General features: G+C 59.2%; 10 protein-coding genes. 6 read left to right on the forward strand and 4 right to left on the reverse strand.

Going from position 1 to position 15,589, the window contains the following annotated elements; translation table 11 throughout:
• From BLW03_RS17090 to BLW03_RS17105, 4 genes are all read right to left on the reverse strand, one after another.
• Positions 1–1,401 (reverse strand): hypothetical protein, encoded by a 1,401-nt coding sequence (locus BLW03_RS17090; RefSeq protein ID WP_139285238.1) that lies wholly within the window; start codon positions 1,399–1,401, stop codon positions 1–3.
• On the reverse strand, positions 1,398–2,033 hold the full coding sequence (locus BLW03_RS17095; protein ID WP_074655238.1) for a polysaccharide biosynthesis/export family protein: 636 nt from the start codon (positions 2,031–2,033) through the stop codon (positions 1,398–1,400). Before BLW03_RS17095 ends, BLW03_RS17090 begins: the two co-directional genes overlap by 4 nt.
• Positions 2,030–3,052, reverse strand: coding sequence for a sigma 54-interacting transcriptional regulator (locus BLW03_RS17100; protein ID WP_170835068.1), 1,023 nt, complete (start codon positions 3,050–3,052; stop codon positions 2,030–2,032). The genes BLW03_RS17095 and BLW03_RS17100 overlap by 4 nt, the downstream gene beginning before the upstream one ends.
• A 256-nt stretch (positions 3,053–3,308) precedes the next feature.
• Positions 3,309–4,088, reverse strand: a complete 780-nt coding sequence (locus BLW03_RS17105; RefSeq protein WP_170835069.1) for a polysaccharide deacetylase family protein — start codon at positions 4,086–4,088, stop codon at positions 3,309–3,311.
• Positions 4,089–4,730: 642 nt separating this feature from the next.
• On the opposite strand from BLW03_RS17105, the gene BLW03_RS17115 reads away from it, so the two are divergent.
• The 6 genes from BLW03_RS17115 (at position 4,731) to BLW03_RS17140 (ending at position 15,532) form a co-directional block, all read left to right on the forward strand.
• Positions 4,731–6,035, forward strand: coding sequence for a glycoside hydrolase family 28 protein (locus BLW03_RS17115; protein WP_244502135.1), 1,305 nt, complete (start codon positions 4,731–4,733; stop codon positions 6,033–6,035).
• A 43-nt stretch (positions 6,036–6,078) separates the two neighbouring features.
• Complete coding sequence (locus BLW03_RS17120; RefSeq protein WP_074655242.1) at positions 6,079–7,593, forward strand: rhamnogalacturonan acetylesterase; 1,515 nt, start codon at positions 6,079–6,081, stop codon at positions 7,591–7,593.
• Between the two features lie 28 nt (positions 7,594–7,621).
• Positions 7,622–8,683, forward strand: coding sequence for a pectinesterase family protein (locus tag BLW03_RS17125; protein ID WP_212733226.1), 1,062 nt, complete (start codon positions 7,622–7,624; stop codon positions 8,681–8,683).
• Positions 8,684–9,068: 385 nt separating this feature from the next.
• Positions 9,069–12,827, forward strand: coding sequence for a TonB-dependent receptor (locus tag BLW03_RS17130; RefSeq protein WP_244502136.1), 3,759 nt, complete (start codon positions 9,069–9,071; stop codon positions 12,825–12,827).
• 83 nt (positions 12,828–12,910) lie between these two features.
• Positions 12,911–14,341 (forward strand): alpha/beta hydrolase family protein, encoded by a 1,431-nt coding sequence (locus BLW03_RS17135; RefSeq protein WP_074655244.1) that lies wholly within the window; start codon positions 12,911–12,913, stop codon positions 14,339–14,341.
• 105 nt (positions 14,342–14,446) lie between these two features.
• Entirely contained in the window at positions 14,447–15,532 is a 1,086-nt protein-coding gene (locus BLW03_RS17140) for a LacI family DNA-binding transcriptional regulator (RefSeq protein ID WP_074655245.1), read from the forward strand.
• Positions 15,533–15,589 lie beyond the last annotated feature (57 nt).

Raw genomic sequence — 15,589 nt, forward strand, 5'->3', positions numbered from 1 at the left:
TCAATCCTTTGAAGGTGGTGGTGTCAGCCAGAGCCGGATGCCGCTCGTAAGGTCAGTCCGGTGCATCGTCGCCGGCTGATTGCTGGAAAGAACCTGAGTCAGGAGGGATTGACTTACATCGAAAAACAAACCGATGCGCTCGCTGAATCGATAATCCCAGCGGGAGGTGGCTCCCAGCGTGTTTTGTGGCAGGGACGTGACGGCATCCACCGAGTGGAAGTATCGGACATCGACGTTCATGGACAATGTTCTGGTCAACGTTCGTCCAAACGATCCGCTGACCATGTGTCCCAGGGAAATGGTGTTGTTTGCATTCACCTGCAAGGACCGTGCGTACGCCGCATCCAGCGTCGTGCGCGGCGTCTGGTGTCTCAGGTCAGCAGACAAGGCATAGGTCGGGCTGTTATCGATCGGGATGTTTGAAAGCACCGCAGTATGGCGAAACATCGGCCCTGCGCGTAGCAACAGACGATCGTTTTGCGCCAGAGCGACACGGGTTCCTACCAGCACTGTCTCGAAGCTGAGGCGTTGCTGACTAGTAAGACCGCCGATCGTCGCGAACGATCCATCCACACTGAACGCCACGGAGGGTGCAACCAGTCGCTCCCAAAAGAGGTCAGCCCCTGCAGGTATGCTTCGCACGGTCTGCAGTGGCTGGTTGGTCCCTGCGGCCTGGGAGAGTTCGTGCCAGGAGCCGACCCCGGTCAGCCGGATATGTTGCCGCTCTGAGGTCGCATGATCGAAGGTCAGCGACGTCGATACGTCCTGCACAGACGTCGAGGATGCCGTCTGCTGCGCCGCACCTGCCGGCGGCTGAACGACGCTCGTACCTCCGATCGACAACACAGAAGGCAACAGTTGCCCGATATCGCGGAGTCGAGCGGCGGAGAGTTGCCAGGTGAAATTGCTTCTGCCACTCAGCTGAACGGCATATCCCTGCTGGTAGGACTGCGAAAACACTGCATCCGAAACTGCCCCGGAATAGTGAGTGAGCGTCGGCTTATAGGTCGCCTCGAAGTGATGCGTGGTGCCGCCGAAGGAGAGGGTGACAGGCAACGAGCTTCTCTGTACGGCGCCGCCCTGTGACGATATCGCAGAGAGCAGATTTGTTGAGTATCCGGCGGAACCATCGAAATAGAAGGACAGCTTCGTTCCTCGGCCGGAGGTGGTGGCGCTCGATCCCGACGCATTCAGACCAAAGACGGAGCCGGGTCCGGTCTGAGATTCGAGCAACTCATAAACGTCAATATCAGAGGCGGCCACCCGGCTCTCGACCTGCGGCGCGTTCGCAGTCCCAGCGGGATTCTGTGCCTCTGCGGTGGGGGGCGCCGCCAGCATCGCGAGAAAGCCGCAGCACGCTCCCGCACTTATGAGCGGAGGGGAATGCCTTACGGTGATCATGGGATCACCACGGTATCGCCCGGCTCCAGCATCAGATCCTTCGCCATGGTCTTCGAGCGCAGAATCTCGCTGTACCGGTATGGAATGTGACTCTTGACTCCATCGTTGTTCGAACGCAGAACGTAGATACCGTTCTTCTTTGCGAACTCCCGAAGGCCACCCGCCAGCGACAGAGCATCGAGTACACCCATCGATGAGGAGAGCGCGTAGGATCCCGGTCGTGTGACCTGCCCGAGTACGTTGACATGCAGGCTGTGAATCTCGGTAACGATGACCGTCACCTGAGGCGCAGTAAGGTAGCGGCTGATCGATGTGCGGATGTCTTCCTGCAGCTCCATGGGGGTCTTGCCGGACGCCTGTAACTCGCCGATCAACGGAAGCGAAATCTTGCCGTCCGGCCGAACAGAAACGTTCCGCGAAAGCTCCGCTTCATGCCATATGTTGATGTTGAGTACGTCATCGATGCCGATCGTGAAAGGTTTCGCTTGCGTCGACGGGTGCGCGGACGTGGATGCAGCAGCTGCGGTGACGCTGTTCACAGACTGTGCGCCGCAGGGAGCGGTGCGCACAGCGACACCACTCAGCGACACGGCTGCCAGGGCAATCATCGATTGTGATCGCAGTGTTTTCATGATTTGCCTTTCTGTGTGAGGCCGCTGGAGTGCCTACGAATCGGCGGGATGTTCGCAGCCTTGATCTTGTACAGCAGCGCGCGATAACTGATATCCAGCGTGCGTGCGGCCTTCTTGCGATTCCAGTTATTGGCTTGCAGTACCGTCAGGATGATGCGTCGTTCCAGATTGCGCATGACACGCTGCGTCTGTAACCGCAGGGGCGTGTGTGTGTCGATGATGGAATCAAAGGGGCCCGGGTCATCTTCGTGCTGGGCGCGCAGGTGGTCGATGATGAAGCGCTCATCGCCGAACGTCGCGTACTGACTCACCAGATTTTCCAGCTCGCGGATGTTACCCGGCCATGAATACCGTTCCATCAGGGTCATTGCTGACGGCGAGACAGGGTGCGTATGCACACCGTGGTAGTGAGCGAAGCCCTTCAGGAAATGTGTGACCAGCGGAGCGATATCTTCTGGCCGGTTCCGCAAGGGCGGCATGCTGATACATAGTGTGCTGATGCGAAACATAAGATCGGCCTGGAAGCGGCCGGCCGCCACTTCGTGGGCCAGGTCGCATTCCGTCGAAGAGATGAGGCGCAGATCGAGCGGGTGCCACTTCGTTCCGCCTAGTCGCGTGGAGCCGCTGTCGTGCAGGACATTGAGCAATACCGATTGAATGCGGAGATCAAGATCTTCGATCTTGTCCAGGAAAAGTGATCCATTGTCGGACAGCTCAAACAGGCCCTGCTTCCCGCGAGGATGCGCGCGGGAGTATCCCTCTTCAATCCCCAGCAGTTCTTCTTCGAAGTCCGTCGCAAATGTTTTCAGGCACAGGCGGTGCAGGAAGGGGCGACCGTGTCGCTTACTCATCTCGTGGAGCAGCTGTGCTGCAGTGTGCTTGCCTGTTCCAGTCTCGCCAACTAGCAGGACCGGCATGTTGACGGTAGCTGCCTGGGCAATGTGCTCCCGCACATCACGTATGACCTGTGATTCTCCGACCAGGCGTTGTCGAAGCGTCGCTGAAGTCAACTGGGTCACGCCTGCGGATAACTGCAATTGCCTGGCCGCAAATCTGTCGGGATGTCTTTAGGCGACAGCCTTAGAAATCGGGGAATTACGCGAAACGGGACCGCGTTGCTGGACTTGGCCAGGGCATCGGACGCACTTTCGGATGTGTAATGTTTTGCGTACTTAAAGTTGGCGTCGAGCTCATCGGCAGATCGCGTCGCAGTCAAACACGTGCGTAAGACCGGTTTTCCGTTATGAGACGCAGAACGCGTTGGCTGTTCGCAGCTCACTGTGCCGCAGTGCGCGAAAGATGGGAACGAAGACGCTGGTAGGCGTCGGTCGCGATCACGGATCGCACACCGTGTCTCAGGTAGTAGGCGGCCTGGAGTAAATGAACGGCCGTGCTTCTTCCTTCAGCATAGGTGGCGATGGTCCTGAGATTGGTGCCACTCCGAACGACACATCGACCGATGATCGTTGGAGTCATCAGGTCTCCTGAGAGAGCTGGTGGTCGGTAAAATCCCGGTTCCGAGGTGTACACCACCTCGTAGCCCGCAGCGGCGCACGCTCTTATGACGCTCTCATTCCATCGCCCATCGGGCATCGAGATTGTTTTGACCTGCCGTCCGATGTGATCTTCCAAACGCTTCCGGGAACTGACGAGTTCCTGCGCAAGCTTTGCATGGGGGCACCGGGGGAGTACGGGGTGGGAAGCGCTATGAGAACCAATCGTGTGCGCTGACTTGGCAAGGCTCCGGATGTCGTTCCAAGTCATGCATTCAGGTCGGGTTGAGATCCAGTCTGTGGTGATGAAGAAGTGCGCCTTCAGCGAAAATCCCTCAAGGATGGGTGCGGCCATCGCGATGTTCGACGCGTGCCCATCGTCGAACGTGATGGCGACGGGGCCGCGCGGGCGTCGAGAGGGGCCACACAGTGTTGCCAGTTGCTGAAAGAAGTTCTCCGGAGAGACGTTGGTGTCGCGGCCAGAGGCATTACAGATCTCGTGGTACGCGAACGCCCTCATGTTCGATAGTTCCAGGTAATCGGTGTCAACGGACTGCATCATGCTCTGCATCCCTCCGGGTGCTGAACAGCAATTGCCGTGTCCAAATCACCTGTCTGAACCATCACGCCGCTCTCCGGCGACAGGGCCAACGTAAGTGACGACTGCGTAACTACAGTCGGGTTCTCCCACGCAACGGAAGAGGACTGCGAGTGTAATCCGATCAGACCGATCCTGGACAGGCTTATTGTTCTGCGAGCAATCGTCATGCCAAGTCCGTCCGTCATGGACTGGACTGGCGTTAAGAAACTGCTGCAAGAGATCCCAATGGATAAGGCTTGGATGGAGTCAGAATCCACCGATCGATGCGAGATCGAAAGCCGGACTCTGAAGCCTCTGGCCGGAGAACGAACCATCGAAGCGTTTCGGTGTGGCTTCCAAATGCAAACTCGGACTCTGGAGGGAAGAGCTCCCATTGTTCTTATCCAGGCGAGGAATCGTCGCCTAAGCGGTTTCGGAAGCGTTTCCTGCGTTCTATGAAAACGTTTCGAACGACGATTGACCATCGTTGTCGCGGACCTCTATAGTGCAACCGGGCGTTCGTCCAAGTTCCCGTCTGAGGTATCAGCTGTGCGTCGTGAGTCTTCCGTAGTTCTTGGAGCCGGTCTCCTTGCCCTGAGTGCGTTCGCACAGGACACCCGACACGTGACCGAGCCGACCGTCCCTCGTGCCTGCACCGTGCTCAAGGCGCAACTCCATGCTGAGAACAACAATCTCCGCGAACAGGATGAGCAGCGTCTGGACACCGAGCGCATCCAGAGGGCAATGGACACCTGCGCGAAGGGCAGCGCGGTAGAGCTCCATTTGGACGGTGCCTCGAATGCCTTCCTCAGTGGCCCTCTCGAACTGCGTGACGGAGTCACCCTGCTCATCGACAAGGGCGTGACGCTGTATGCATCGCGCGACCCGAAGGTGTTCGATACCGTACCCGGCGGCTGTGGTACCACCGGTCCGGAGAATAAGCCCTGCAAGCCGCTGATCACGGTGAAGGATGTGAAGAATGCGGCCATCATGGGCGACGGCGTGATCGATGGTCGCGGCGGTAGCAAGCTGATTGGCAAGACCTACTCCTGGTGGGAGCAGTCGCGCGCGGCAGAGCCGACGAATGCTCGCTATTCCGCATTCCGCCTGGTGGTTGCGAATCACGCGGATGGCTTGATCCTGTATCGGATTCGCCTGCACAACTCTCCGAACTTTCACGTCACCGTTAGTAATACGGACGGCTTCACTGCGTGGGGTGTCCATCTGCTGACACCGACCGTGCGCGGGACTGACGCGCGCAATACCGACGGCATCGATCCCGGGTCGTCGACGAATATCACCGTCGCCAAGAGCTGGATTGATAACGGCGATGACAACATCGCCATCAAGGCCAGCGTTCATCACATGAGCGTTCTCGATAACCACTTCTACACGGGCCATGGCATGTCGATGGGCTCTGAAGCGCGCGATGAGGCGGACATTCTCGTCGATACGCTGACGCTGGATCACACGACCAGCGGCGTCCGCATCAAGAGCAACGTGCAGCGCGGAGGCCTGGTGCGAAATGTGGTCTATCGCAACCTTTGCATGCGCGACGTGCAGGTGCCGATCTCGGTGAGCCCGTTCTACAACGGACAGACGACCGATGGCATTGACGACCTTGGAATGACGGGGACATTCACACCGGACTACAAGGGAATCCGACTTGAGAATGTGTTGAGCCTGACTCCAGGCGTCGTGCAGGTCGCCGGCCTCAACGCGGAGCATGCGACGGAACTTACGCTGGACGGTGTGGAAGTACGCGGCATCAAACCCGATTCGGCAAAGGCTCGCTTCAGTTCAATCACCTACGGACCGAAGGGGGCGAATTTCACCTTCACAGGGACGGCCGTAACCAACTCACCGGCGGCGCCGACGCTGAAGACGAGTTTCTCGTGCGATGGAAAGTTTCTGCCTTACCAGGATTAGAGCACTCGCGTGACGAGCACCACCAACATCGGAAGAGAGTTCAATGCGCCTATCGCGGATCACCTTCGGCATCGCTGCAACCGCACTCCTTATCAGCCTTGCCGCGCAAGCTGAGGACGCCTACGTGCCGCAGCCACCCGAGCACCGGCGACCCGGCACGACGCTCCGCATCGACCTCATTGGCGATTCCACACAGACCGATAATGCGGGCTATGGTCGTGGCTTCTGTGCCCACCTTTCGCCGAAGGTGGACTGCCTGAACATGGCAAAGGGCGGGGCCAGCACCAAGACCTATCGCGAAGATGGCCTTTGGGATCGCGCACTGAGTACGAAGCCGGATTACATGCTGATCCAGTTTGGTCACAACGACATTGAGTCATCCGAACATCTGGCGCGACAGGTGACCATCGAGGTCTACGAGCAAAACCTGCGACGTTTTGTCGATGAGGCGCGTTCGCATGGCATCAAGCCGGTCCTGGTAACGCCTTTGACCCGTCGCTACTTCCAGAAAGATGGCAAGGTCCATAGCGACCTGCTGCAGCACGCCGCGGTCATGAAGCGTGTTGCTGCGGACATGCACGTGCCTGTCATCGATCTGCAGACCGAGAGCATCGCGTACCTCGATCGCATCGGCGAAGTTGCAGGTACAAAGCTCGGCATTACCAAGAAGGATGCAGAAGGGAAGCTGGCACCGGACAAGACGCACTTGAACTGGGCCGGGAGCTTCGTCTTTGGGCGTATGGTCGCGGTCGATCTTGGCAAGGCCGTACCAACGTTACATCCTTATCTTCTGAGGACGCCCGCCGCACTCCCGCCTGAGGGCGAGCTTGCCATGCGCGTCTTCGAGGGTAAGCCTTTCAAGATCGTCCTTGTTGGTGATTCCACGACAGCGACTGAAGGTGGTTGGGGTCCGGGCTTCTGCGCGACGCTTACCTCGAACGTCACATGTGTGGACCTGGGCGCGAACGGCCGCAGTACCAAGTCCTACCTCGACGAGGGACTTTGGACGAAGGCTCTGGCAGAAAACGGGAATTACTACACCTTCCAGTTCGGCCACAATGATCAGAAGGACGATCCGAAGCGTCACACCGATCCTGCGACGACCTACAGCGATAACCTGCGGCGCTTCATCCGTGAAACGCGCGCTATGGGTGGCATTCCGATCGTGCTTAGTCCACTGTCGCGCCGCACTTACAAAGACGGCAAGCTGGTCGAAACAGATGGTCTGAAGGAATATGGTGCTGCGGCGCGGCAGGTTGCGGCGGAGGAGAGGGTCAACTTCGTCGATCTGCTGGGCCTGTCGCAAAAGTTCCTGTCGACCATGACGCAGGAAGAAGCGGACGCCTTTGACATGGTCGGGCACCCGGACGCTAAGGCTGAGAACGCAGCACCTGCAAAGCCCGATCGGACGCATCTGAACGACAAGGGTAAGGCGGTCTTTGGCCGCATGGTTGCCGACAACATCATCCGTTCGCAGGTCGAACTGGGCCCTAACGTAAACGGACTGCCTGCAGGCGCCACGCCGATGCTGCAGCCTGCTTCCACCGACGGCCATTAAGACCACCAACAACCGAAAGGGAATTACCGTGCCACGCGTTTCCTTACTCCACGTGCTTGCCCTTGCCGGCATCTGCGCCGCCTCGCTTCCTGGCCAATCGATTAAACCCATCACCGTTGCGCCGGTCGGCAAGGCTGACTTTCACACCGTGCAGGACGCCGTCGACCACGCGCCCGACACCGGCGCCGTGATCCGTATCGCACCTGGCAAGTATCGCGAGAAGGTCCACATCTCCAAGCCGAACATCCACTTCATCGGCATGGGGAAGCAGCCACAGGATGTGGTGCTCAGCTGGAACGACTCTGCGAAGAGCGCGGGTGGCACGGGCAAGAGCGGCAGCGTCAGTGTTGATGCAGACGGCTTCGAGGCAGAGAACCTGACCATTGAGAACACCTGGGAGCTTGAGCACACACGCAGCGAAGAAGGCTCGCAGGCGGTGGCACTGCTGATGAGCAGCGATCGCGCCGTGCTGGACCATGTGCGCCTGATCGCCGCACAGGACACGCTCTATGCGAACAGCCGCACCTGTCATGAGAACCTGCCGAAGGATGGCACGCCTCCTCCGCCGGGACGGGCCGCGTGCGCGGCGTCGCGTCAGTACTTCCGTGACTGTTACATCGAGGGCCATGTCGACTACATCTTCGGCGATGCCAAGGCGGTCTTCGATCACGGCGAACTGCATGCTCGCCACAACAACAACGTGATGTTCACGGCCCAGAGCCGCCAGTACCCCGAGGAGGACTCGGGGTACTACTTCCTGCATAACCGCATCACTGGCGACACGCAGCCGGGCGACAAGCTGGTGCTGGGCCGGCCCTGGCGCGCGTACTCCACCGTGCTGTTCTATGACACGGAGATCCAGCCCATGCTGAATCCTGATGGCTGGTCAGAGTGGGCAGGCAAGTTGAAAACCAGCACTTATCGCGAGTACCGATCTCATGGCCCGGGTGTGAACGGCGGGCACCGCATCGTGGAGTATGCGCCTCTGACTGCCACCGAGGAAAAGAGACTGACCCCTCAAGCACTCCTCTCCGGCAACGATGGGTGGGATCCTGTATCCGAAGCAGATCGTCTTCGTAAGCTTCGATAGCATAGCCGTTCAGGACGCCCCGGGTCCGCGATTCCACCGCGGCCGAGGGGCCATTTCTTGTGCCCGTATTCGTCTCTCCAGAGCCTGAATCCGATGGAAATCCTGCGATTGAGACGATTCAATGATGAGCGAAGAAAAAGGGAACAGTATGTAACGATCGCCGAAACGCTTCGATGGCTTACTTCCTTCCATTTTCGAAATAAATGCACCAAGAGGCTGAGTCCATCAAATCGTTTCGATTATTTTTCACGAAACCTTGACTAGTCTCTTTTTCGCCAGCTACTATCCGCCCCGTCCTCATAAATTTCGGACACAACTGCCAAGAGCGAAATTACCCGCCGATGACCTTGGCCGAGATGGCCCGCAACACCTTTAGGAGTAACCAATGACTTTACGCAAACCATTCCGTTCGATCGTGTTCGGCGCCAGCTTCTCGTCGCCTATGCGGATCGCGGCACCGCTGGCCATCGCGGCAACCATGATGCTTTCGGCGGGCGCGCAGCTCTCCGGCAAGGGAACCATCAACGGCCGCGTGCTCGATACCGAAGGCGCCGCAGTCCCCGACGCCACCGTGACCATCACCGATAACGGCACGAACAAGAAGATCTCGATCAAGACCAGCGCATCGGGCGAGTACACCTTTTCACTCGATCCGGGTAAGTACACCATCAACGTCTCACACGAGGGTTTCAAGACCGTCGTGCAGGAGAACGTGAACGTCAATGCGCTCCAGAGCTTCTCGGTTGACGTCTCCTTGCCCATCGGCGGCACGACGGAAGAGATCACCGTATCGGACGCGCCGCCTACGATCGAGACCTCCAACGCCACCCTCGGCGTGACCATCGAGCAGGAGCAATACGCAGCCCTGCCGCTGATCCAGGATGGTGGAAGCCAGCGCCGCGCGACGGACTTCGCATCGTTGCTGCCGGGCGTGAGCGCACAAACGACCAACGGCAACCAGACCACGAACGCCGGTACGGTAAACGGTGGCGGCAGCCGCGGTGCGGTCTCCGCGATCTACATCAATGGCGTGCCCATCACCTCGGTAGCCGGTGAAGGCGACCCGCGTTTTGTTTGGTCTTCCATGGCCGTGGATGCGATCGAGCAGTTCCAGGTGCAGACGGTCGGTTACCCGGCCATCTATGAGGGGCAGGGCGTTCAGAACTACATCGTGAAGCGCGGTACCAACAAAGTTCACGGCGCCATCTACGACTACTTCCGCGACACCGGCCTGGATACCTGGGGCTTCCAGAAGAGCACAAACCCCATCACAGGCAAGCTGCAGAAGCCGACCGAACACCAGCACGAGTACGGCATGTTCCTGGGGTTCCCTATCATCAAGGACAAGGCATTTATCTTCGGTGGCTATGAGGGCTATCACTACACCCGTCAGGTGCCGTTCCAGCTCGAAACGGTTCCGACGGCGCGTATGCGGCGTGGAGACTTTGGCGAGTTGCTGACCAATCCCGCAGCTTGCGGAACAGCCCGTACCACTGTCGGCGTGGCCGGCTGTATCTATGATCCGAGCTCAACACAGCTCACCACGGCAAATGGCAGCGCGACGACCCAGGCCTATAGCCGTATCCCATACGCGAACAACATCATTCCGACGGCCGCGCAGTCTGCTGTTGCGCAGCGGTTGCAGTCCTACTTGCCGGCACCAACGAACGGCAACATCAACAACAACTACCTGGTGAACTACAAGACGGGGCTCGACAACTGGACCACGACGAACCGTGTTGACTGGACCATCAACGAGAAGCAGACGTTCTCCGCAGTGATTGCGTTCGGCCGTCAGGCCAGCGCGGGTCCGGCGGCTGTGACGGTCTCTTCCACGTCGAACGGTCTGCCGGCGCCTTACATCTCGGCACAGGCATTCACGCCGAAGACGAAGGTCTTCCTCTTCGAACACACCTATGCCATCACGCCGCACATCACCAACCAGTTGAAGTACGGCTATGGCCGCTATGACGGACCTGGCTACAACCAGGACATTGGCGGCACGTTTGGCGCTGCTGCGAACGGCATCACGGGGCTGCCCGCGGGCCAGGCTTCCGACTCGTTCCCCACCGTCACGTTCACGGGCAACACCAACATCAACCGTTGGGCTGGTTACTCCAGCAACCGTCCGGTGGCCTCGGGCTACGTTGCCCTGGATAATCTGCAGTGGGTCAAGGGCAGTCACAGCATGACCTTTGGCTTCCAGGTCGCGTGGATGCAGTACAACTACCTCGTCAACGCAACCGGTGTGAACCCCCTGCAGTTGGCATTCAACAGCACGGCCACCGCGGGCTTCAGCAACAACACGACAGCCCTGGCCACGTCTGGACAGGCTTATGCGAGCTTCCTGACCGGCGCAACCAACAGCGGTTCGTTCACACAGTCGGCCGTTCCTGAAACCGGTGCACGCTTCCGTCCGATGTCGCCTTACTTCCAGGACAACTGGAAGGTGAACAGCAGGCTGACGCTGGACTATGGTCTGCGCTGGGACTTCTTCCCGGCCTACACGGAAGTTAAGGATCGTTTTGCTTACTTCGATCCGAACGCAACGAATCCGCTGACCGGGTCCAAGGGCGCCGTGGCGTTCGGCGGTCAGGGCAACGGTCATTGCAACTGCAGCAGCCCGGTCAACAACTACTTTAAGAACTTTGGCCCACGCGTTGGCTTTGCCTTCCAGGCGGATCCGAAGACGGTCTTCCGTGGCAGCTACGGCATCGTCTACACGCACGGCAACGCCAATGGTGGTTCCGCTACCTCGCGTCAGGGCACGGGGCTCGAAGGTTACAGCGTTACGCCAACCACCACGTTTGTGCAGCCGGTTGCAGGTCAGACTGGATCGCAATACTGGAAGCTGGATAACCCCTACCCGGCCTATACCGCTCCGCCAAACCTCGATCCTTCGATCGGCACGTCTTACACCACGCTGACGTCCGCTTCGTCGCAGACGCCCACGTACGCCGACCCTTACTACGGCGGTCGTGCTCCTCAGTTCATCAACTGGAGCTTCGGCATGCAGCGGGAGCTGTCGCCCAGCACCACGCTCACTATCAGCTACGTTGGCTCGCAGGGTCACTTCCTGCAGCCGGACAGTCTGAACGCACGCGGTCTGTACAGCAACCAGCTGGATCCGAAGTACCTCGGTCTCGGTTCGCAGCTGTCCAACTCGGCTACTGCCGCAAACCGTGCTGCGGCCGGCATCACCACGCTGCCGTACGCAAGTTTCGGCGGATCGCAGAACCCGTCCATCGCCCAACTCCTCAAGCCCTACGCGCAATACAGCAGCATCAGCGACGCGTATGGTTTCGTGGGTAACACCCGCTTCCATGCGTTGCAGATCTACGCGACCAAGCGCCTGACGCATGGCTTGACCGCCATGATCAATTACCAGTGGGCACGTTCGATCGACAACAACGGGACCTTCCGGTCGGGCTATGACATCCCTGCTGCTTATTCGACGGACGGCCAGTTCCATGCGGCTCGCTCACTCGACAAGAGCTTGTCGCTCGGTGATCAGCGTCACAAGTTCGTCGTGACTGGCGCCTACAACCTGCCCTTCGGTACGGGCGAACTCGGTGGCGGCAACCCGTTTACGCGTGCGCTCTTCGGCGGTTTCCGTCTTTCGAGCATCTTCACCGCATACTCCGGCGCACCGCTGTCCATTACGCAGAACAGCTGCAATACGAATCCCTCGCAGAACGTCTGCTACCCCACCCTGAACCCGAACTACGTGGGCAACGGCCGGGTGCAGAACCTGTCACGGCCGCACACGCAGTCTGACCTGGGTTCTGTGAAGTACCTGGACCCCAGCGCGTTTGTTGCCACGCCGGACTATCGTTTTGCTACGACGGCACGTACGGCTGCTTACTCGGGTCTCTTTCAGCCTGGAAACTACAAACTGGATATGAGCCTGCGACGCGCCTTCGGCATCCCGATGGGCAATCTGCACGAGGGCACCAAGCTGGTGTTCGAGGCGGATTACTTCAACGTCACAAATCACACGCACTTCGTCTACAGCCAGTCGAACGCAGCACTGGCCACCTGGCAGCCGGCGACCTCCACCACTTCGTCCTACGGACAGATGGTCGTCGACACCAATGCTCCCACGAACCGCGCCCTGCAGCTTGCTGCTCGCATCGAGTTCTAAGAGTCACCATCAATAGGCGAGGCCGCCGGCAAACTGCCGGCGGCTTCGTCGTTCGGCTCCACATTACGATAGGAAGCTCCCTCATGCGCCGTTCGCTATCCCGCCTCGTTCTTGCTTTTGCATGGCCCATCGCAGCGGCAGGCGTCAGTGCCCAGGTGGCTGCGGGTGGCGGTGGCAACGCGACACCGCAACAGTTCTTTTCGGTGCAACCGCCTTTCAACGCTGGAGATTTCGTTCGTCCCGGCAGGGAATTGTCAACGACGCAACGCCGGAATCGAAATGCCGCGTGGCGCGCAGAGATTCGGAAACAGCTCTACGTGCCCAACAAACTGCCGGCTCTGGAGGCGAAGGTATGGTCGACATTCTCTCCCATGCCGGGCGTCATTGCGGACCGTGTGACCTACGCCACGGCGGACGGTATGCGTGTTCCGGCGATCGTCTACCGGCCCGATCCAAAACTGGTGCATGGCAAACTGCCTGGCGTCGTCATCGTCAACGGTCATGGAGGCGACAAGTTCAGTTGGTATTCCTTCTACAGCGGCATGCTCTTTGCCAAGGCGGGAGCGGTTGCCGTGACATACGATCCCATCGGGGAGGGCGAGCGCAACCACCAGCGTCTCAGCGCCGTCTCGCCCTCGGAGCATGACGCTGCTGTTGATCTGCCGCATTGGGGCCAACGCCTGGCAGGTCTTATGCAGGTCGATGTGATGCAGGGTGTCAGCTATCTGCGGTCGCTGCCGCAGGTTGACCCGGCTCGGATCGGCACCGTGGGATATTCCATGGGCGCGTTTATCACCGGCATCACCGGAGCCATCGACCCGCGGATACACGCGGTTCTGCTCAGCGGTGGCGGCACCTTCGACGGTCCCAACGACTACTTTGATACGGGCAAGTTGCCATGCCAGGCGGCGCCCTACCGCGCGCTTGGTGTACTGGGTGACCGTGGCCCAATTCTCTACACACTCAATGCGGAACGCGGCCCGATGTTTGTGATGAATGGCGACGCCGATACCGTAATGAAGATGGCAGACCATCCGCCCTCATGGTTCGCGGCGGTTCGCGAACGGACCATTGCGATGGCCGGCACGGACACGAATCTGTTCACGACGGTGCTGTACCCGGGCATCAGCCATAGAACCAGCTGGGTCGATCTGGACGGCATGCTCTGGCTCAACCACCAATTGCACTTCGCCTTCTGGGATGACGCGGCGATCCGCGCGGCCGGCACGACGCATGTGTCTACGTGGATCCATGCGAACAACGTCACCATCTCGCCCAACTACATTCGCGAGGATCGCGAAGGCGGTCTGGACGCTGTAGGAACGAGCTTTCCCGGGATCCCACGACAGGACTTGATGGTGCTGCCGGATGCGGAGTGGCAGAAGCAAAAGGATGTCCTGCTGTACGACGCATGGGCGGCAAAGACCCGACGTACCGAGCAACCGGAGGCTCGGGCGGCGGTCAACAACGGGGAGTCCGCAGTACGCGCGTTGTCTCCGCGGGAAGTTCTGTGACTGTCTGCATTCTTCCCTGTATCCTTGCGAGGATCGCGACGTGGATGAGTTTTGTGTTGTCTGATTCCACCTGTTCTTACGCTTGAAATCCCAGGAGATCGTTACGTGGCAGTCAGCCCAAAACCGCACGACAAGAAGGGTAAGCAGTCCGAACGGATCAAGATCCAGGACGTGGCGCGGCTTGCGCAAGTATCACTGAGCACCGTATCCGGCGTGCTGAATGAGAAGGAAAACGTGCGGCCCGAAACGCGGCAGCGTGTGCTGGAGGTGATCGCACAGCTCGGGTACACTCCCAATCTGTTCGCGAGCAATCTTGCGCGACGCCGCACCAAGATCATTGGCATCATCGTCAGCGACCTGTTGAATCCCTTTTTCGCCGAAATCGCGCGCGCCCTCGACAAGCAGGCACGCCAGCATGGCTACGAGACATTCCTTACGTCTACGAACTTCCTTCCCGAGCAGCAGTGTGCTGCAGTTCGCCAGATGCTGTCGTTGCGTGTAGCAGGCATCGCCATGATGACGTCTGAGAATGATCCGGAGGCCTTCATCATCCTGAAGGCCTCCGGCACACCGACTGTCTACCTGGATAACAACCACTCCGCGCAGCACATTGGTACTGTGCGCGTGGACAAGCGGCATGGCATGTACCTGGCGGTGCAGCATCTGCTGCAACTGGGTCACCGCCAGATTTTGCTGGTGAAGAATTCGCAGCAGGATGCAGCTGTGCCGCCGATGCATTCACATATGGAGCGGCAGATCGGTTTTGAGGAAGCCTTGCGTGAGTTCAACTCGCGCGACACCGACGTACACATCATCGATGAACCGGGAGAGCCCGCCGCGGCAGGTCTACGCGCGGTGGAGACGGCTTTGAAGCAGAACTATCACTTCACCGCAGTGGTCGCCATCAATGACCTGGTTGCGTTGGGCGTACTGCGTGGATTACAGGCTGCTGGTAAGACCATCCCGCAGGACGTCTCAGTTGTCGGCTTTGACGACACCTATCTCTGTCGCTTTCTTCATCCGCCGTTGACCTCCGTCGCAACGCCGCGTGAGGATCTGGCGAAGAGCGTTCTGCAGATGCTCTTCGCCTATATCGACGGCGCCGATCATCTTCCGGAACCCATGCTCGCCGCTCGCATCGTCGTGCGTGAATCAACCTCCAGGCCAACCAGGGAAGCGTTGCTGCAATAGATTTCGGCCCTGCCTTTGAATCGATTCAAAGGCAGGGCGTCGATGAGCGGCAACTGC

It is taken from the genome of Terriglobus roseus, assembly GCF_900105625.1.
Classification (GTDB): domain Bacteria; phylum Acidobacteriota; class Terriglobia; order Terriglobales; family Acidobacteriaceae; genus Terriglobus; species Terriglobus roseus_B.

What these genes read in the sequence shown, in the direction of transcription:
- BLW03_RS17090 (WP_139285238.1), bottom strand. Translation starts at nt 1,401, where the DNA reads ATGATCACCGTAAGGCATTCCCCTCCGCTCATAAGTGCGGGAGCGTGC.
- BLW03_RS17095 (WP_074655238.1), bottom strand. Translation starts at nt 2,033, where the DNA reads ATGAAAACACTGCGATCACAATCGATGATTGCCCTGGCAGCCGTGTCG.
- BLW03_RS17105 (WP_170835069.1), bottom strand. Translation starts at nt 4,088, where the DNA reads ATGATGCAGTCCGTTGACACCGATTACCTGGAACTATCGAACATGAGG.
- BLW03_RS17120 (WP_074655242.1), top strand. Translation starts at nt 6,079, where the DNA reads ATGCGCCTATCGCGGATCACCTTCGGCATCGCTGCAACCGCACTCCTT.
- BLW03_RS17130 (WP_244502136.1), top strand. Translation starts at nt 9,069, where the DNA reads ATGACTTTACGCAAACCATTCCGTTCGATCGTGTTCGGCGCCAGCTTC.
- BLW03_RS17135 (WP_074655244.1), top strand. Translation starts at nt 12,911, where the DNA reads ATGCGCCGTTCGCTATCCCGCCTCGTTCTTGCTTTTGCATGGCCCATC.